The sequence below is a fragment of the Nonlabens sp. Asnod3-H03 genome (assembly GCF_045063665.1).
Classification (GTDB): domain Bacteria; phylum Bacteroidota; class Bacteroidia; order Flavobacteriales; family Flavobacteriaceae; genus Nonlabens; species Nonlabens ulvanivorans.
The window spans coordinates 192,617-207,025 of the sequence record NZ_JBEFOD010000007.1; the positions used below are offsets into that span (position 1 = coordinate 192,617).

Below are 14,409 nucleotides of genomic sequence, written 5' to 3' on the forward strand. Positions count from 1 at the left end.
AATAAGAAGACGCAGAAGCCGCGGACCGGCTCGTATTATCAAAGAAGACAAGCACGCGATTAATGAAAAAATACGCGCTAGAAAAGTACGCCTTGTAGGTGAAGGAGTTGAACCACAAGTTCTAGACACTAGAGACGCGCTTGCAAAAGCTCGTGAAATGGAGTTAGATCTTGTAGAAATTTCACCTAAAGCAGATCCGCCGGTAGCAAAAATCATGGACTACAAAAAGTTTGTCTATGAGCAGAAGAAACGTGAAAAAGTGATGAAGGCAAATGCCTCTAAAGTAGTCATCAAAGAAATCCGTTTTGGACCTAATACGGATGATCACGATTACGAGTTTAAAAGAAAACATGCTGAAAAATTCCTTAAAGAAGGAGCAAAATTAAAAGCATATGTATTCTTTAAAGGTCGTTCTATTATCTATAAAGATCAAGGAGAGATTCTATTATTAAGACTTGCTCGTGACCTAGAAGAACTAGGTAAAGTTGAGCAAATGCCGAAACTAGAAGGAAAACGCATGAATATGTTTCTTGCGCCTAAGAAAAAGTAGGTAGATATCAATAAAAATACTATTTTTGCAGTCCTCAAAATGAGGGCTGTTTTATTTAAACAGCTTTCGGGCTGAGAATGCGAGAATTAAAAAAGGAAATTATGCCTAAAATGAAAACTAAATCTAGTGCTAAGAAGCGTTTCAAGCTTACTGGTACTGGTAAGATCAAAAGAAAACACGCTTTTAAGAGTCACATCCTTACTAAGAAAAGTAAGAAGCGTAAACTAGCTTTAACGCACGATGGACTTGTGCACAAAGCAGATGAAAACAATATCAAGTTACAATTACGTCTTAAATAAGACCTTGTTGTAAACCTTGATGGTTTATTAATTAATAACAAACCCAGTAGAAAGGCTTATCAAGAATTCTTTATGAATCGCCTCCTACTAAAAAATTAAAATTATGCCTAGAGCTAAAAACAGAGTAGCGAGCAGAGCTCGCAGAAAAAGAGTGCTTAAACAAGCAAAAGGTTACTTCGGACGTCGTAAAAACGTATGGACAGTAGCAAAAAACGCAGTAGAGAAGGCAATGTCTTACTCTTACCGTGATAGAAGAAATAAGAAAAGAACTTTCCGTGCCTTATGGATCACGCGTATCAACGCTGGTGCACGTATGCATGGAATGAGCTACTCACAGTTTATGGGAGCTGTTAAGAAGAATGATATCGAGTTAAATCGTAAAGTTCTTGCTGACTTAGCAATGAATCACCCAGAAGCTTTTGAAGCTGTTGTAAACAAAGTAAAATAAATTAGGTTTAACAACCTCTCGCAAATAAAAAATCCCATCAGTAATGATGGGATTTTTTTTTATTTAAAACTCTAGTATCTATACCTCTATTTATTTTCAGAAATATTATTTAATTCCTGAATCTCTTTCTGATATTTTTCTTGAGCTTTTTCATAATTACCTTTTTCTAATTGATCCTTACGCTCTTCATTTGCTTCATCTAAAGTTTCAATATATTCCTTGGTTACTTCTTTAAGCTCTTCTCTCAAGTCTTCATATTGTTCAGTCAATTCTTCCAGATCCTCCATATATTCATCATTATCTGTTTTAGTAGCGATAAGCTCCTTAAACTCTTTTTGAACATCTGCAACATCTTCTCGTATCTCTTCCGTATCTACCCAAGATGGAATAGTATCATCTAACATCATGATATTAGTTTCCATTTTTGAAACTAACATCTTAGTTTGCTTTAGATTAGCTCCTTCTAAGAGATACATATGATTAGACAAGGTATTGAAGCTTGACCAACTTCCTACTCCTACGATACCTTCATTTTTTAAATCATCTGCGATACCGTTAACATTAGTAATTGTTCCTTTATTAACGCCCGGCAATGGCTCGTAGGTTTGAGCATTTACCGCGTTTAATGATAATAATCCTGCTACAGCTATTGTACTTAAAATTCTCTTCTTCATTGGTCTAAATCTTTATATTAGTTATACTTAATTTTTATAACACAAAGATAAATTTGAATATGAAACCAATGAAAACTATTAAATTAAGATTTATACAAAAAACATGTTTCCTTTAACAAAATATGCTACAATATTAACGCAATCAACCTCTTTTACTACAAAAATCTTAAAATAAGCTGCACTTTTTAAAAAATTCATTTATTGAATATGATAAACACCACCTATATTTAAATTGATGAAATTACCAGCACTTAATTGAGTACTCAAATCCCAATTATTAAAATGATAGGTTGCACCTAAATCCACTTTATAGCTATGCTGCGTTTCACTTAGTACACTGAGAACATCGTTCAAGGTCTGTAGAAAAAAACCGTCATCTCCACTTAACTCATAATCTATCCAGCTACGATTATAAGCAACACCAGAACTAAAGGTCCAATTGTTATAATCTTTACTACCTATTAATTGAAATAATATAGCATGAGCATCAACTAAAGATCCATCAATTACTGCTAATGGTGGAGAATTATCATCAGATCGTAATTCATATGGATTGAATGATAGATTTAAATCAAATAAAGAATAACTGGTTAAAAACGCCAGCTCAACAGGACGATCACCCTTGAATAAATATTGTGATAAATTATGTTTTACTCCAATTCCATAAATTGCATAATCAGATTTATCTATTTTTATATTAGGTGAATATCTTAACAGAAGCTCTGTTTCTTGCCACAACCCTACTCCTACCTGTAAGAATGGATATGCTAGAAATCCCGTATCGATACCTTCAAAAGCCTGAAATTCGTACTCCTCACCATCTATAGTAAAATCAAAGAATGTGCGTTGTTCACCACCTAATGTAGTAGGTATAGTCGTGGACTCGTCACCTCGTATCGTTAAATTCAATAATTCATCATTATTGATTTCAAAACTTTTCTTACTTGATGGAAAAACTAATGCATTGGCATGTAACGCAACAGTAACCTTATATTTACTTAAAGTATTAGCACTATAATACCAACCAGCACTAGATTGCATCACAGATGCCTCTGCTGCTGGTTGCACATATCTATCAGATATGAGTAACATATCGGTAAGCACTTCTCCCAGTTCGTTATTTTGAGAATTGGAAAATTCCGCTTTCGCGAAAGCGAAAACACAACAAAGAATAGTAACTTTAAATTTCATAAGGCTGATAATAAGCCCGTGAAAATAAATAAAAACAAATTATGATAGTTTCAACAACTGATTTTATACCTGGAAAAGAAATAGAAGCGATACTAGGAGTCGCTAGAGGCAGCACTGTTAGAGCCAGAAATGTAGGAAGTGATATTTTTGCAGGTCTAAAAAATCTAGTAGGCGGAGAAATTGATGAGTACACAAAATTACAAGCACATAGTAGAGATCAGGCCATGCAGCGAATGGTAGATGATGCTAGAAGACTGGGCGCAGATGCAATTATCAACGTAAGACTTACATCATCGATGGTGATGCAAGGTGCGAGTGAAATTCTTGCTTATGGCACTGCAGTTAAACTAAAATAAGATGGCGGCTCTATTTATAATTTTACTTTATTTAATAGGAATCGCAGCCTGTATTGGGATTATAATCTACTTAATCATTAAAAGAATTGAGAAGAAGGGAAATGAAGGTTTTGAAGAACGTGACTGGTAATATTAATTAGTATAGAGAGCAATCACTTAATAAACCTATTTTTGCATTTTAAAACTTGCTACTGTGCGCATAGATATTATTACCGTTTTACCAGAATTAATTAAGAGTCCTTTTGAAGCTTCTATTCTCAAGAGAGCCATTGAAAAAGGTCTTGTTGAAGTGCATATGCACGATTTAAGAAAATATGGCCTCAACAAATATAATCAGGTTGATGACTATCAATATGGTGGTGGCGCTGGTATGGTGATGATGGTTGAGCCATTAGATAAAATAATTACAGATCTTAAAAGTGAACGTGACTATGATGAAGTCATATATATGACACCTGATGGTGAGACTTTAAATCAAGGAATTGCAAATCACATTTCTCTCAAAGAAAATCTAATGATTATTTGTGGGCACTATAAAGGTATAGACCAGAGAGTGCGGGATATGTTTATTACAAAAGAGATTTCAATAGGTGATTATGTATTAAGCGGCGGTGAATTAGGAGCTGCTGTTTTATGTGATTCTATCATAAGATTAATTCCTGGCGTGATTAGTGATGAGACTAGTGCATTGACTGATAGTTTTCAAGATGGCCTTCTTGCACCACCGGTTTATACTAGACCTGCAGAATATAAAGGCCACAAAGTTCCTGAAATTCTATTGAGTGGTAATTTACCAGCAATAGATCAATGGAGAGAAGACCAAGCCATACAACGAACTAAGGATAGACGACCGGATCTTTTAAGCGATATTTAACGTTTAATATTTGATAAAATGTCGTAGATTTACTCTAATATGTAGACAAACATGAAACAATTTTTACTTTTTATATTCTTAATAGCTTTTACTAGTCCTGTATTTACAGCAGCGGCTCCTGTAAATGATATTATTGTTTCCAATTCATCTCGTATAGATATAGAGGATGAGTTTACACTTTTAACTAATCCTGTAAAAAATGGAGTACTCAAGTTGAGAGTAAACCAAACAGATACTAAAAGTATAGGCATTACAATTATTAATTCCTTAGGAGAGCAAGTTTATAATGCAAAAAGTGGTTTAAATAAACAGGTTATCGATTTTGATGTGTCTAAATTAGCAGCTGGAATCTACTTCCTACGTATACAAAGTGACACACAGAGTACCGTAAAAAAACTGATCATACAGTAACCAGAAGTATTCGATTATTTTCTTCAAAAATTTTTGTAACAGTAAAAGAAGTTTGTATTTTTGCAGCTCGTAAAAATTAACCTCTGACGATCTTCGTGAATGTTACTCTTTACTTAAACAAATTAATTCCCATTCAACATGGAACATTTAGTAAAATTCGTACAAGACGAATTCATTGAAAAGAAAGATTTCCCTAAATTTAGTGCTGGTGATACAATCACAGTGTACTATGAAATTAAAGAAGGTGAAAAAAGCCGTACACAGTTTTTCCGTGGAGTTGTAATCCAAGTAAGAGGAACAGGTGCTACAAAAACTTTTACAATTAGAAAAATGAGTGGTAACATAGGTGTAGAACGTATCTTCCCTATCAACCTTCCAGCGATTCAGAAAATTGAATTAAACAAAGCCGGAGCTGTGCGTAGAAAACGTATCTATTACTTCCGTGAGCTTACTGGTAAAAAAGCACGTATCAAAGAAGCTCGTAGAAAATAATCTACTAGATCTTAATTATATTAGAGAAAAGCTGTCCTATGGACAGCTTTTTTTTATATCATATTTTTAAATCTGACAGTGAGGTTTCAACCCTTTTCATCTACAATTGCAAAATCAATCATTCAATACATCCATAAGCTCTATTTAAACTACTAAGCTTATGATAATTTAGGTTTTAAATAAGCCTGTTAAATATTATATTTGCTAGACTACTCAAATAAGATAATTTGAGATTATAATACTAATTAAAATTCATAATAAATGTCCAAGACTCCTACTATAATTTACACTAAAACTGATGAGGCACCAGCACTTGCTACAGCTTCTTTTTTACCTATTGTAAAAAAATTCATTGCGCCTGCAGGAATTAACATAGAGACTAAGGACATTTCTCTAGCTGCGCGTATCCTTGCTGTTTTTGCAGATCGTTTAGAAACAAGTCAGCAAGAAGAAAATGCACTTTCAGAACTGGGAGAACTAGTAAAGCAACCAGAAGCAAATGTTATTAAACTGCCTAACATTAGTGCATCCGTACCACAGCTCAACGATGCCATTGCAGAATTACAAGCAAAAGGATACAATCTTCCAGATTACCCAGAAGATCCACAAACAGATGAAGAAAAAGATTTTAAACAACGTTACGATAAAATAAAAGGTAGTGCTGTTAATCCAGTACTAAGAGAAGGAAACTCTGATCGTAGAGCTCCTAAACCTGTAAAGATGTATGCTCGTAACAATCCACATAGCATGGGTGCATGGAGTAAAGATTCAAAATCTCATGTATCAACGATGCAACATGGTGACTTTGCCCATAATGAGAAAAGTTTTACAGCAAGTAAAGATACTTCTGTAACTATTCAACTTATTGATAAAGCTGACAGAACTCATATACTTAAAAAAGACCTTGCCTTATTGAAAGGTGAAATTCTAGATGCAACTTACATGAGTAAGGCTGGATTATTAGAATTTTTAGAAGAACAAATTGATGACGCCTTAGAGAAAGATGTACTTTTCTCCTTGCACATGAAGGCCACTATGATGAAGGTTTCTGACCCAATCATTTTTGGTCATGCAGTAGAAGTGTTCTTTAAACCATTATTTGATAAGTACTCAACTGTTTTCAATAAACTAGGTGTGGATGTAAATAATGGTTTTGGGGATTTATTAAGCAAACTGCATGAATTGCCAGAACTAGAAAGAGAAGAAATTCAAGATGAAATCCGTAAAGTATTAGAATACAGACCATCTCTAGCTATGGTGAATAGTGATCATGGTATTACTAACCTTCATGTACCTAGTGATGTTATTATTGACGCTTCTATGCCTGCGATGATTAGAAATTCTGGTCAGATGTGGAATAAAGACGGAGAATCTCAAGACACAAAAGCAGTTATCCCAGACAGTTCTTATGCTGGAATATATGCAGCTACCATAGATTTCTGTAAGGAAAATGGAGCCTTTGACCCTAAAACTATGGGAACTGTACCTAATGTAGGTCTTATGGCTCAAAAGGCAGAGGAATATGGTTCACATGATAAAACTTTTGAAATTGGATTTGGTGGAACAGTACAAGTTGTAGATGCAGACGGAACTGTTTATCTAGAACATGAAGTAGAGGCTGGAGATATTTGGAGAGCATGTCAGACTAAAGATGCTCCTATCCAAGATTGGGTAAAGCTAGCGGTAACTCGTGCTCGTGCAAGCCAAACGCCAGCAATATTCTGGTTAGATGAAAATCGTGCTCATGACGCACAGATTATTGAAAAGGTGCATCAGTACTTAAAAGATCATGATACTACAGGACTAGACATTTCTATAGCATCACCTGTTGAAGCAACAGAACGCACATTGCGTCGTATGAAAGATGGTGAAGACACTATCTCAGTAACTGGTAATGTTTTACGTGATTATAATACCGACCTCTTCCCTATCCTAGAAGTAGGAACAAGTGCAAAAATGTTATCTATAGTGCCGTTAATGAATGGTGGTGGATTATTTGAAACTGGTGCTGGTGGAAGTGCTCCAAAGCACGTTCAACAATTTGAACAAGAAAACCACTTAAGATGGGATTCTTTAGGTGAGTTTCTTGCTCTTGCCGTATCCTTAGAGCATTTTGCTGTAAAATACGACAATCAAAAGGCTCAAATTATTGCAGATGCTTTAGATGCTGCCACTGAGAAATTCTTATTAAACCGTAAGTCTCCATCTCGTAAGGTAAATGAATTAGATAATCGTGGTTCTCACTATTACCTAGCCTTGTACTGGGCACAGGAACTTGCAGGACAATCTAAAGATGCAGAGTTAGCAACTGAATTTGCAACACTTGCAAAATCACTTTCTGACAATGAGACTAAGATAAATGAAGAATTGATTGCCGTTCAAGGTGAACCTATGGACATAGGAGGATATTACAAAGCAGATCCGGTAAAAGAAGAAAAAGCAATGCGCCCTAGTGCTACACTTAATTCGATTATTGGATAATTTATATATACTTATCTAAAAAAATAAAAGTCCTGATTGTTTCAATCAGGACTTTTTTATTTTCTATAAATACACATTTGAGAGTTAAAAACTAACAGTTGAGTATCTTGAAATGTCAGATTTTGATATCGCTGTTTATCTTTATTAAAATTAATCTCATGTTATTATATAGTAATTCTTATAATTTATTGATGTACCTACATTTGGGTACCGTTGTACCTTGTATATTTTTAGGAGCATACTTACTTTTTTTTAGAAAAGGGAATTCACTTCATAAAGTATTAGGTAAAATTTACATGACCTTAATGATGATTACTGCGATCGCTTCTCTGTTCTTACCAGCATTGGTAGGACCACAGTTGTTAAATCATTTTGGATGGATTCATCTTTTCAGTTTCTTAACGCTTTACTCTATTCCTACAGCTCTTATAGCTATAAAAAAGGGTAACGTACGTAAACACAAAATTAAAATGATCATGCTCTATGTAGGCGCTATCATGATTGCAGGTGGTTTTACATTAGTGCCTGGCAGATACCTGCATGGTGTATTTTTTGGATGATTTTTTAAATCGCTTTCGCGAAAGCGTCATTAAAAATACTGACCTATTCCAAAAACGAATCCTTGAGTTGATCCTGGTGTAATGCCTACTCCGTAATCAATACGTAGTATCGCATTAAAAATACGCTTATGCATAAAACGCACTCCTAATCCCGGATAGACACGTACATTATTGGAATTAGTAAAATCTCTAAAAGAACCTCCTGGATTGCGCCATGTCCCGGCATCTATAAAGGCGTTTCCTTGCAATACAAACCATTCCTTATCAATTATACTATGTCTGTATTCTGTATTTATGACAACAGATCCTGTACCACGATCGATTAAATTTCCAACACCACGCACATTTAAATTATTATCCACCGCAAATGGTGCAAATGGTGACTCATCATTTGTAGCCAGACCTAGTGTTAATCTAGTAGCCCAATTTCCTCGTTTCTTTATTCTTTTGAAATAAGTTAAATCATTTCTAACGATTAAAAAACTAGGTAGTGTTCTATTGGTACTTTCTACATATTGTGCGTTGAACACATTTCTAAAACCTTCACTGTACTGATAATAAAAATCAACACCATTATATTCGTAGATAAATTTTAATAAATGCTTATCAACATCGAGGTTTAATGGTGCTTGATTACTGATAGTACCAGATTTATAATCATATTTCTCTGTAAATAAACTAAAACCTAATTCTACTCTATTTTTTAGGTTGAATTGGTAAAGACCAGAAAGCTCAATAGAATTATTATTATACCTATATAAAGCAGTTCCTTCATTAAAAAACACAGGCTCTTCAGTTGTCAAGTTTTGATAATTAACAGCTAGACCTATATGCTTATTAAATAGATACGGTGCTCGTATTCCTGCTCCATAAGAATCATAGATATCTCTTAAATAATGACCACCTATAGAGATACCGCGCCCTAAAGCATTAAATTCTGCAATACCGATACGATAAGCCACTTCATCATCATTTGTGGTATAAAAATTAAAAGATGGTATGATGGTGAAATTTTCTTCTACGCCATACACTATTTTATATCCTTGATCAGTTAGATGAACTTGATAATATGCATGGGCAATTCCTGCTTCTCGTTTAAGGCGCAAGACATCACTCTTAAGGGTAAGGCTATCTAATGATTGCCCTACTTTAAGATCAATTAATGATGTAATATAGCCTGTTTTAGTCCTTTTATTATCCTGAATAACAATCTCGCTGATCACTTGTGATAAAGCATAGGGCGCGATAATAAAAAATAAAAAAATGGTGGTTAGTTGTGTCCTCATATTTACTTTACAAATCGCAGACCTATATTAAAGGTTTGCCCTAGTCCTGTATCATTACCTCTTATAAAATTGGTGTATAAGGATTCTATATTAAGTTCATCTGTCAGTTGATACTTAACTCCAGTCCCTATGGCGGTAAAATCTTGAGTAAAGTTATTCCCTAAATCAATACGCTGTGAATGTTGCGCCAGTGCAAGTACGGTAAACTTAGAAGATGGAAAATAACTTAAAAACACACCAGGAGTAAGATTTAAACTATTATTGGCAAAGCTCTTATCTTCATCACCAAAGTTGAGTTCAGAATTAAGTTCACCGAAGATTTGCCATTTGTTACCGTCAAAAGTGTAATCATAGAAAAATCTATTTTGCCAGGTAAAACCATTTTGATCTAGAAAGACACCGTTATTATTATTAATAGCATCAAAATCTTCTGACTCATTATCAACTAAAGGGATAAAAAGTGAACTTTGTATCGAGAAATTATTAACCTTTGAAAAAGGTACAAATTTCACTGATGGTGCGATAGATGTAAGACCAGAACGAGCGGTAGCATATTCACCATCAAATGAAAAAACGTCTAGAGCAGACCTGTCAGCAACCACGTTACTACGTGCTTCTAGAATCAATCCTATATTCCATCTTTTATTTTCACCAATACCGGTATAAGCTTCTAAGGTTGATGTAAAGAAAGTTTGTCTATCTTCTCTTCCATTAGAAAATGTACTTCTAGTTTGAGTATATAAATTATTGAACCACTTAATATCGTATTGCCCTTTACCTATTAATTTTGAAGGTGTTAATGTTTGAATAACCGAACCTTTAGGCTCATCATTCATATTCTCTTGTGCCGAAGTTGATAATCCTAATATTAAGGCTATTAGAACAAAAATTTGATGGATTGATTTCATGGATATAGATACTTTTATGTTTGATTAATTATTGTTTATTTACTTTCCAGTTATAGGTATAAAAAGAAAGTTTGGCGTTTTCTGGAAGAGCTTGTTTCCTGTATTTGGATATAAATTCTAGTATGCTTTTTCCTGAAGCTGTAAAGTCTTCTTGATACCATTCAAAGATTTGTGATACTGCTACTCTATTTTTCTTAATTTGTATAAAATGATCGTCATTTAAAGCATTAATAGTTTGTTCTTCTAGTTGCTTTTCTAATGTAGCTGGACGATATGACTGATTGATTAAAGGTGGGCAACCTAGGGCACCGCATACTAATACAAAGTGAAAACGTGCATCATGAAATACGGCTCTAAGCTTTTTATTTTCTATATCATTCAATGTCAAAGACTCTCCTGCTACCTTGTGTTTTATAGAATCAAAAAAACCTTTCTTGTCTAGTGGTGACGATAATTTATCATCTACAATACCTTTTATAACATATAGGTTATAAGCATTAATATAAAAGGCTTGATAATCTAAAGAATTTGATTGCTCAACTTGTGCGACTTCAATCATACCTATCAATTTATTTAGTTGAGATGGCTCTTTTGATATTGATTCATAATCAACTAAACCATTTTTTACATGAGTGTGCAAAAACATGTTAGCCTCATTATAAAAATTATCATTCCCTTTACTTGTGGCAGATATTGTTAGACTAATGAAGAATAGTATGGTGAGTATTTTTTTCATAACAGATTTATTATTAAATATTTATATGACAAATGTAAATCGCGGTTTAGGCTTGTAATTTTATGATAGTGCCTAATAGGTGTTATATTATTCCCGATAGCAATGTGACATTTATCCCGATTTGAGATGACAAACTTATACGTCTAAGATTTCAATAAAGTTTCAAACTGTTAACTAAAGTATCACGGTATGATTTTTATAATTGAAGAGCATAAAAAAAGCGACCCGATTGGGTCGCTCATATCAATTAATGTTAATTTTTATTCTATATCCTTCTCTAAGTGATGATCTTGATAACCATCTTTAAAAGTTAGAGTTGTAGAATATTCATCTCTCAGCACCAAATAAACAGATATTATTAAAGATGCCTGACCTAATACTACTAATGAAAATATCCACTTGAAAGTTACATTATAAGATGATAAAATCGTTACTAGGACTAAAAATGCAGTGGTAAAAATCACCCAACGTATTGCTTTGTTTTTCATGCTATTTAATTTGTTTAAAATTAAATAGTTACCTGTAAAACGCTTGTTAATGTTTAACTAATTTATTAATAAATTAAACAAAATTAGTTTGGATACCACTCCAATTGATTCACTTGTATATCGCTATTTCCTGTATTCACTAATTCTTTAAACTTAATCACATCAGATTTACCTTCAGTTCCTCTATAGTGATAAGGATAAACCTCAACTGGGGCAAAGTCAAGTACAGCATCAGCTGCACTTTCTACCGTCATAGTATATGGTAAATTCATACAAACAAAGGCTTTATCAATTCCTTGAAGCGCTCTCATCTCAGGAATATCTTCTGTATCACCAGATATGTACACTTTATAATCATTTTTTTCAATCACATATCCGTTACCTCTTCCTTTTTCATGAAACTTAAGACGTTCTTCTGTGAGGTTATACATAGGTATTGCGGTCACTTTAAAACCGTCGAAACTTGTAGATTGATTATTATGTATCACCTCAGCATCACTTTGATCTTCTTTTATTTTTTCATTAACGGCTTCAGGCACGATTAATAAAGACCCTTCACTTCTTATTCCATTTAATGATTCTAAATTGAGATGATCACCATGTATATCTGTTATTAGAATGACATCTTCTTTTGGCATGTTTTGAAAAGCTTCTATTCCTCCTACTGGATCAATATAAAATACTTTATCGTCCCATTTCATCGCAAAGGTCGCATGAGAAATCGGCATTATTTCTATTTTAGGTTGATAACTATCAATAGAAGCAACCTCATTTTGCACTTTTGATTTTACTTCTTTGGTGGTTTCGTTTTTACAGCCTGTTAGTAAAGCAATAAGACTGATTGATAGTATAATATTCTTCATAAATACAATTGTTTTAAGATTCAAATTTCGCGAAAGCGATATCTATTACCAACCAATTAAGATGGATTTATCACAATCAATTTAAGACAGATTAAATAAAGCTAGCAAAATTTTAACCTTTAGTTAAAATATAAACACATCTTTTAGCTCATTGGTTATGAATTAATTAAACAGTATAATAAACATTTAATTAAAACTCTTAACCTTTGAGTAACGAGCAGATCCATATAGATTACAAATGCTTAAAGATTCATTGATTTTGATTTTTAAAAATTGCTGGATGGGACTTTTACTTTTGCCGCAACTAAAAAATCATAACTAATGAAAACAAAATATTTACTCTTTTCTGCCTCGTTATTAACCTTATTAGTAAGCTGTAATAATGATGATGACAACGCAACAAATGGTGCTCAAGGAAAGGATATTGTGTTACAATCTCACTCCACAACACCTAACTTTCTTAAGACAACATCTTCTTTTAGTAATGTAGATGTCTATCCTATTCTCTCTAGTGCAGATCAATTACCAGACACTCCTAATTTTATCTATGGATCAATGGCAGACGGAGCTGGATTAATGTACAATCAACAAGATGATAATTTTATGTTGATTAATAACATTGAAGCAGATTATTCAATCGCTCGTATCACATTAGATAAAACGTTTAAGCCTGTTGCAGGAGAATATATTCTCAATTCAAATGCCACTGCCGCTACAGCACAATGTTCAGGTTCTTTAATTACACCAGAAGAGCATGGTTTTGGCCCGTTATATTTATCTGGTGGTGAATGGGGTGGCGCATCAAAAGGTGTTTTTGTTACTGAACCTTTCAAGCCTAGTTCTTCTCGTACTACTCCAGAGATTCTTACAGCAATGGGACAATGGAGTACAGAAAATGCTGTCGCTATAGGAAAGGATGCTTATGATGATAAAACAGTAGTTTTTATAGGTGATGATCATTCAGATAACAGCACTCCATCAGGCCAACTTGGTATGTATGTAGGTGATCGTGGTGATTTATATAGTGGTAAACTTTATGGATTAAAAGTAAATACCGCTGGAATCAACTTTGAAGTAGACATGGTAGAAGGGCAAACTTATGATGCAGAGTTTGTAGAACTGAATCAAAGAAATATCGATTTACTTGACGCTGAAGCTAAACAGAAAGGCGTTATGGGATTCTCTAGATTAGAAGACATCGACTGGAGAAGAGGTAGCGATGATAATCAAAGAGAAATATATTTTGCAGTTACAGGACGCCTTAAAGCTGATCTAGTAGGTAAAGGATCTCTTTATGGTAGAATTTATAAAGTAGAACTTAATGAAAATGACCCTACAGGTCCTGCAAAAATCACTTGTGTATTAGATGGTGATAAGCAAGGTGGAAAAGCATGGGGTTTCCATAGTCCAGACAACATTTTAGTAACAGAAAACTATGCTTATATCCAAGAGGATCCTAATGGATACTTTGATGATGCTGCAAGAACACACTATGCTAGATTATATCAATACAATTTAAATACTGGCGAATTGAAAACAGTGTTAGAATGTGATCAAGTAGCCGCAGCTGCTGCAGGAATAGGTACTGAAAACAGCATTTGGGAAATCACTGGTATGATTGACATATCAGAAACTATAGGTGTGGACAATACCTTTTTAGTGATGACTCAAAATCACGGATGGGAACCTGCAGACGGTAGTGCTTTCACAGATCCAACTGCAGTATCTGATGTAGCTTCTAGTCGTAAAGAAGGTAGTATGATGTATGTAATTTCGGGATTAGAAAGATAAT

General features: G+C 33.9%; 18 protein-coding genes. 11 read left to right on the forward strand and 7 right to left on the reverse strand.

Annotation, left to right across the window (positions count from 1 at the left end; translation table 11 throughout):
- The first annotated feature begins 34 nt into the window (after positions 1-34).
- The 3 genes from infC to rplT all read left to right on the forward strand — a co-directional run bounded on the left by infC (position 35) and on the right by rplT (position 1,297).
- The gene (gene infC / locus ACJJVI_RS02350; RefSeq protein ID WP_262496364.1) at positions 35-550 is read left to right on the forward strand and encodes a translation initiation factor IF-3; all 516 of its coding nucleotides are present in this window, start codon (positions 35-37) and stop codon (positions 548-550) included.
- 101 nt (positions 551-651) lie between these two features.
- Positions 652-849 (forward strand): 50S ribosomal protein L35, encoded by a 198-nt coding sequence (rpmI, locus tag ACJJVI_RS02355; RefSeq protein WP_036585360.1) that lies wholly within the window; start codon positions 652-654, stop codon positions 847-849.
- 103 nt (positions 850-952) lie between these two features.
- The gene (gene rplT, locus ACJJVI_RS02360; RefSeq protein WP_006795594.1) at positions 953-1,297 is read left to right on the forward strand and encodes a 50S ribosomal protein L20; all 345 of its coding nucleotides are present in this window, start codon (positions 953-955) and stop codon (positions 1,295-1,297) included.
- 86 nt (positions 1,298-1,383) lie between these two features.
- Here rplT and ACJJVI_RS02365 read toward each other — a convergent pair whose 3' ends face one another.
- Together ACJJVI_RS02365 and ACJJVI_RS02370 are read right to left on the reverse strand one after the other, a co-directional pair.
- A complete protein-coding gene (locus tag ACJJVI_RS02365; protein ID WP_405350092.1) occupies positions 1,384-1,971 on the reverse strand; it encodes a hypothetical protein in 588 nt (195 codons plus the stop codon).
- A 198-nt stretch (positions 1,972-2,169) separates the two neighbouring features.
- Positions 2,170-3,162 carry a DUF6588 family protein gene (locus tag ACJJVI_RS02370; RefSeq protein ID WP_042247631.1) on the reverse strand — a complete coding sequence of 331 codons (993 nt, stop codon included), beginning with the start codon at positions 3,160-3,162 and terminating at the stop codon, positions 2,170-2,172.
- A gap of 41 nt (positions 3,163-3,203) precedes the next feature.
- On the opposite strand from ACJJVI_RS02370, the gene ACJJVI_RS02375 reads away from it, so the two are divergent.
- The 7 genes from ACJJVI_RS02375 to ACJJVI_RS02405 all read left to right on the forward strand — a co-directional run bounded on the left by ACJJVI_RS02375 (position 3,204) and on the right by ACJJVI_RS02405 (position 8,336).
- Positions 3,204-3,518 (forward strand): YbjQ family protein, encoded by a 315-nt coding sequence (locus ACJJVI_RS02375; protein WP_036584379.1) that lies wholly within the window; start codon positions 3,204-3,206, stop codon positions 3,516-3,518.
- A gap of 1 nt (position 3,519) precedes the next feature.
- Positions 3,520-3,648, forward strand: a complete 129-nt coding sequence (locus tag ACJJVI_RS02380) for a hypothetical protein (protein WP_262496358.1) — start codon at positions 3,520-3,522, stop codon at positions 3,646-3,648.
- Between the two features lie 63 nt (positions 3,649-3,711).
- Positions 3,712-4,392 carry a tRNA (guanosine(37)-N1)-methyltransferase TrmD gene (gene trmD, locus ACJJVI_RS02385; protein ID WP_042247634.1) on the forward strand — a complete coding sequence of 227 codons (681 nt, stop codon included), beginning with the start codon at positions 3,712-3,714 and terminating at the stop codon, positions 4,390-4,392.
- A 51-nt stretch (positions 4,393-4,443) separates the two neighbouring features.
- Positions 4,444-4,803, forward strand: coding sequence for a T9SS type A sorting domain-containing protein (locus ACJJVI_RS02390; protein WP_042247636.1), 360 nt, complete (start codon positions 4,444-4,446; stop codon positions 4,801-4,803).
- Positions 4,804-4,941: 138 nt separating this feature from the next.
- Positions 4,942-5,295, forward strand: a complete 354-nt coding sequence (gene rplS, locus ACJJVI_RS02395) for a 50S ribosomal protein L19 (RefSeq protein WP_036584372.1) — start codon at positions 4,942-4,944, stop codon at positions 5,293-5,295.
- A 261-nt stretch (positions 5,296-5,556) separates the two neighbouring features.
- The gene (locus tag ACJJVI_RS02400; RefSeq protein WP_348022385.1) at positions 5,557-7,776 is read left to right on the forward strand and encodes an NADP-dependent isocitrate dehydrogenase; all 2,220 of its coding nucleotides are present in this window, start codon (positions 5,557-5,559) and stop codon (positions 7,774-7,776) included.
- 158 nt (positions 7,777-7,934) lie between these two features.
- Complete coding sequence (locus ACJJVI_RS02405; protein ID WP_405350096.1) at positions 7,935-8,336, forward strand: DUF2306 domain-containing protein; 402 nt, start codon at positions 7,935-7,937, stop codon at positions 8,334-8,336.
- A 29-nt stretch (positions 8,337-8,365) separates the two neighbouring features.
- Here the strand turns inward: ACJJVI_RS02405 and ACJJVI_RS02410 are convergent, their stop codons facing one another.
- The 5 genes from ACJJVI_RS02410 to ACJJVI_RS02430 all read right to left on the reverse strand — a co-directional run bounded on the left by ACJJVI_RS02410 (position 8,366) and on the right by ACJJVI_RS02430 (position 12,617).
- Positions 8,366-9,622 (reverse strand): BamA/TamA family outer membrane protein, encoded by a 1,257-nt coding sequence (locus tag ACJJVI_RS02410; protein WP_036584364.1) that lies wholly within the window; start codon positions 9,620-9,622, stop codon positions 8,366-8,368.
- Between the two features lie 2 nt (positions 9,623-9,624).
- A complete protein-coding gene (locus ACJJVI_RS02415; protein ID WP_036584361.1) occupies positions 9,625-10,530 on the reverse strand; it encodes a hypothetical protein in 906 nt (301 codons plus the stop codon).
- A 28-nt stretch (positions 10,531-10,558) separates the two neighbouring features.
- Positions 10,559-11,266 carry a DUF547 domain-containing protein gene (locus ACJJVI_RS02420; RefSeq protein ID WP_042270047.1) on the reverse strand — a complete coding sequence of 236 codons (708 nt, stop codon included), beginning with the start codon at positions 11,264-11,266 and terminating at the stop codon, positions 10,559-10,561.
- A 260-nt stretch (positions 11,267-11,526) separates the two neighbouring features.
- A complete protein-coding gene (locus tag ACJJVI_RS02425) occupies positions 11,527-11,754 on the reverse strand; it encodes a hypothetical protein (RefSeq protein WP_036584357.1) in 228 nt (75 codons plus the stop codon).
- Positions 11,755-11,837: 83 nt separating this feature from the next.
- Positions 11,838-12,617: an MBL fold metallo-hydrolase gene (locus ACJJVI_RS02430; RefSeq protein ID WP_405350097.1), complete on the reverse strand. Its 780-nt coding sequence runs from the start codon at positions 12,615-12,617 to the stop codon at positions 11,838-11,840.
- 321 nt (positions 12,618-12,938) lie between these two features.
- Between ACJJVI_RS02430 and ACJJVI_RS02435 the strand changes: the two genes are divergently transcribed.
- The gene (locus ACJJVI_RS02435) at positions 12,939-14,408 is read left to right on the forward strand and encodes an alkaline phosphatase PhoX (RefSeq protein WP_405350099.1); all 1,470 of its coding nucleotides are present in this window, start codon (positions 12,939-12,941) and stop codon (positions 14,406-14,408) included.
- Position 14,409 lies beyond the last annotated feature (1 nt).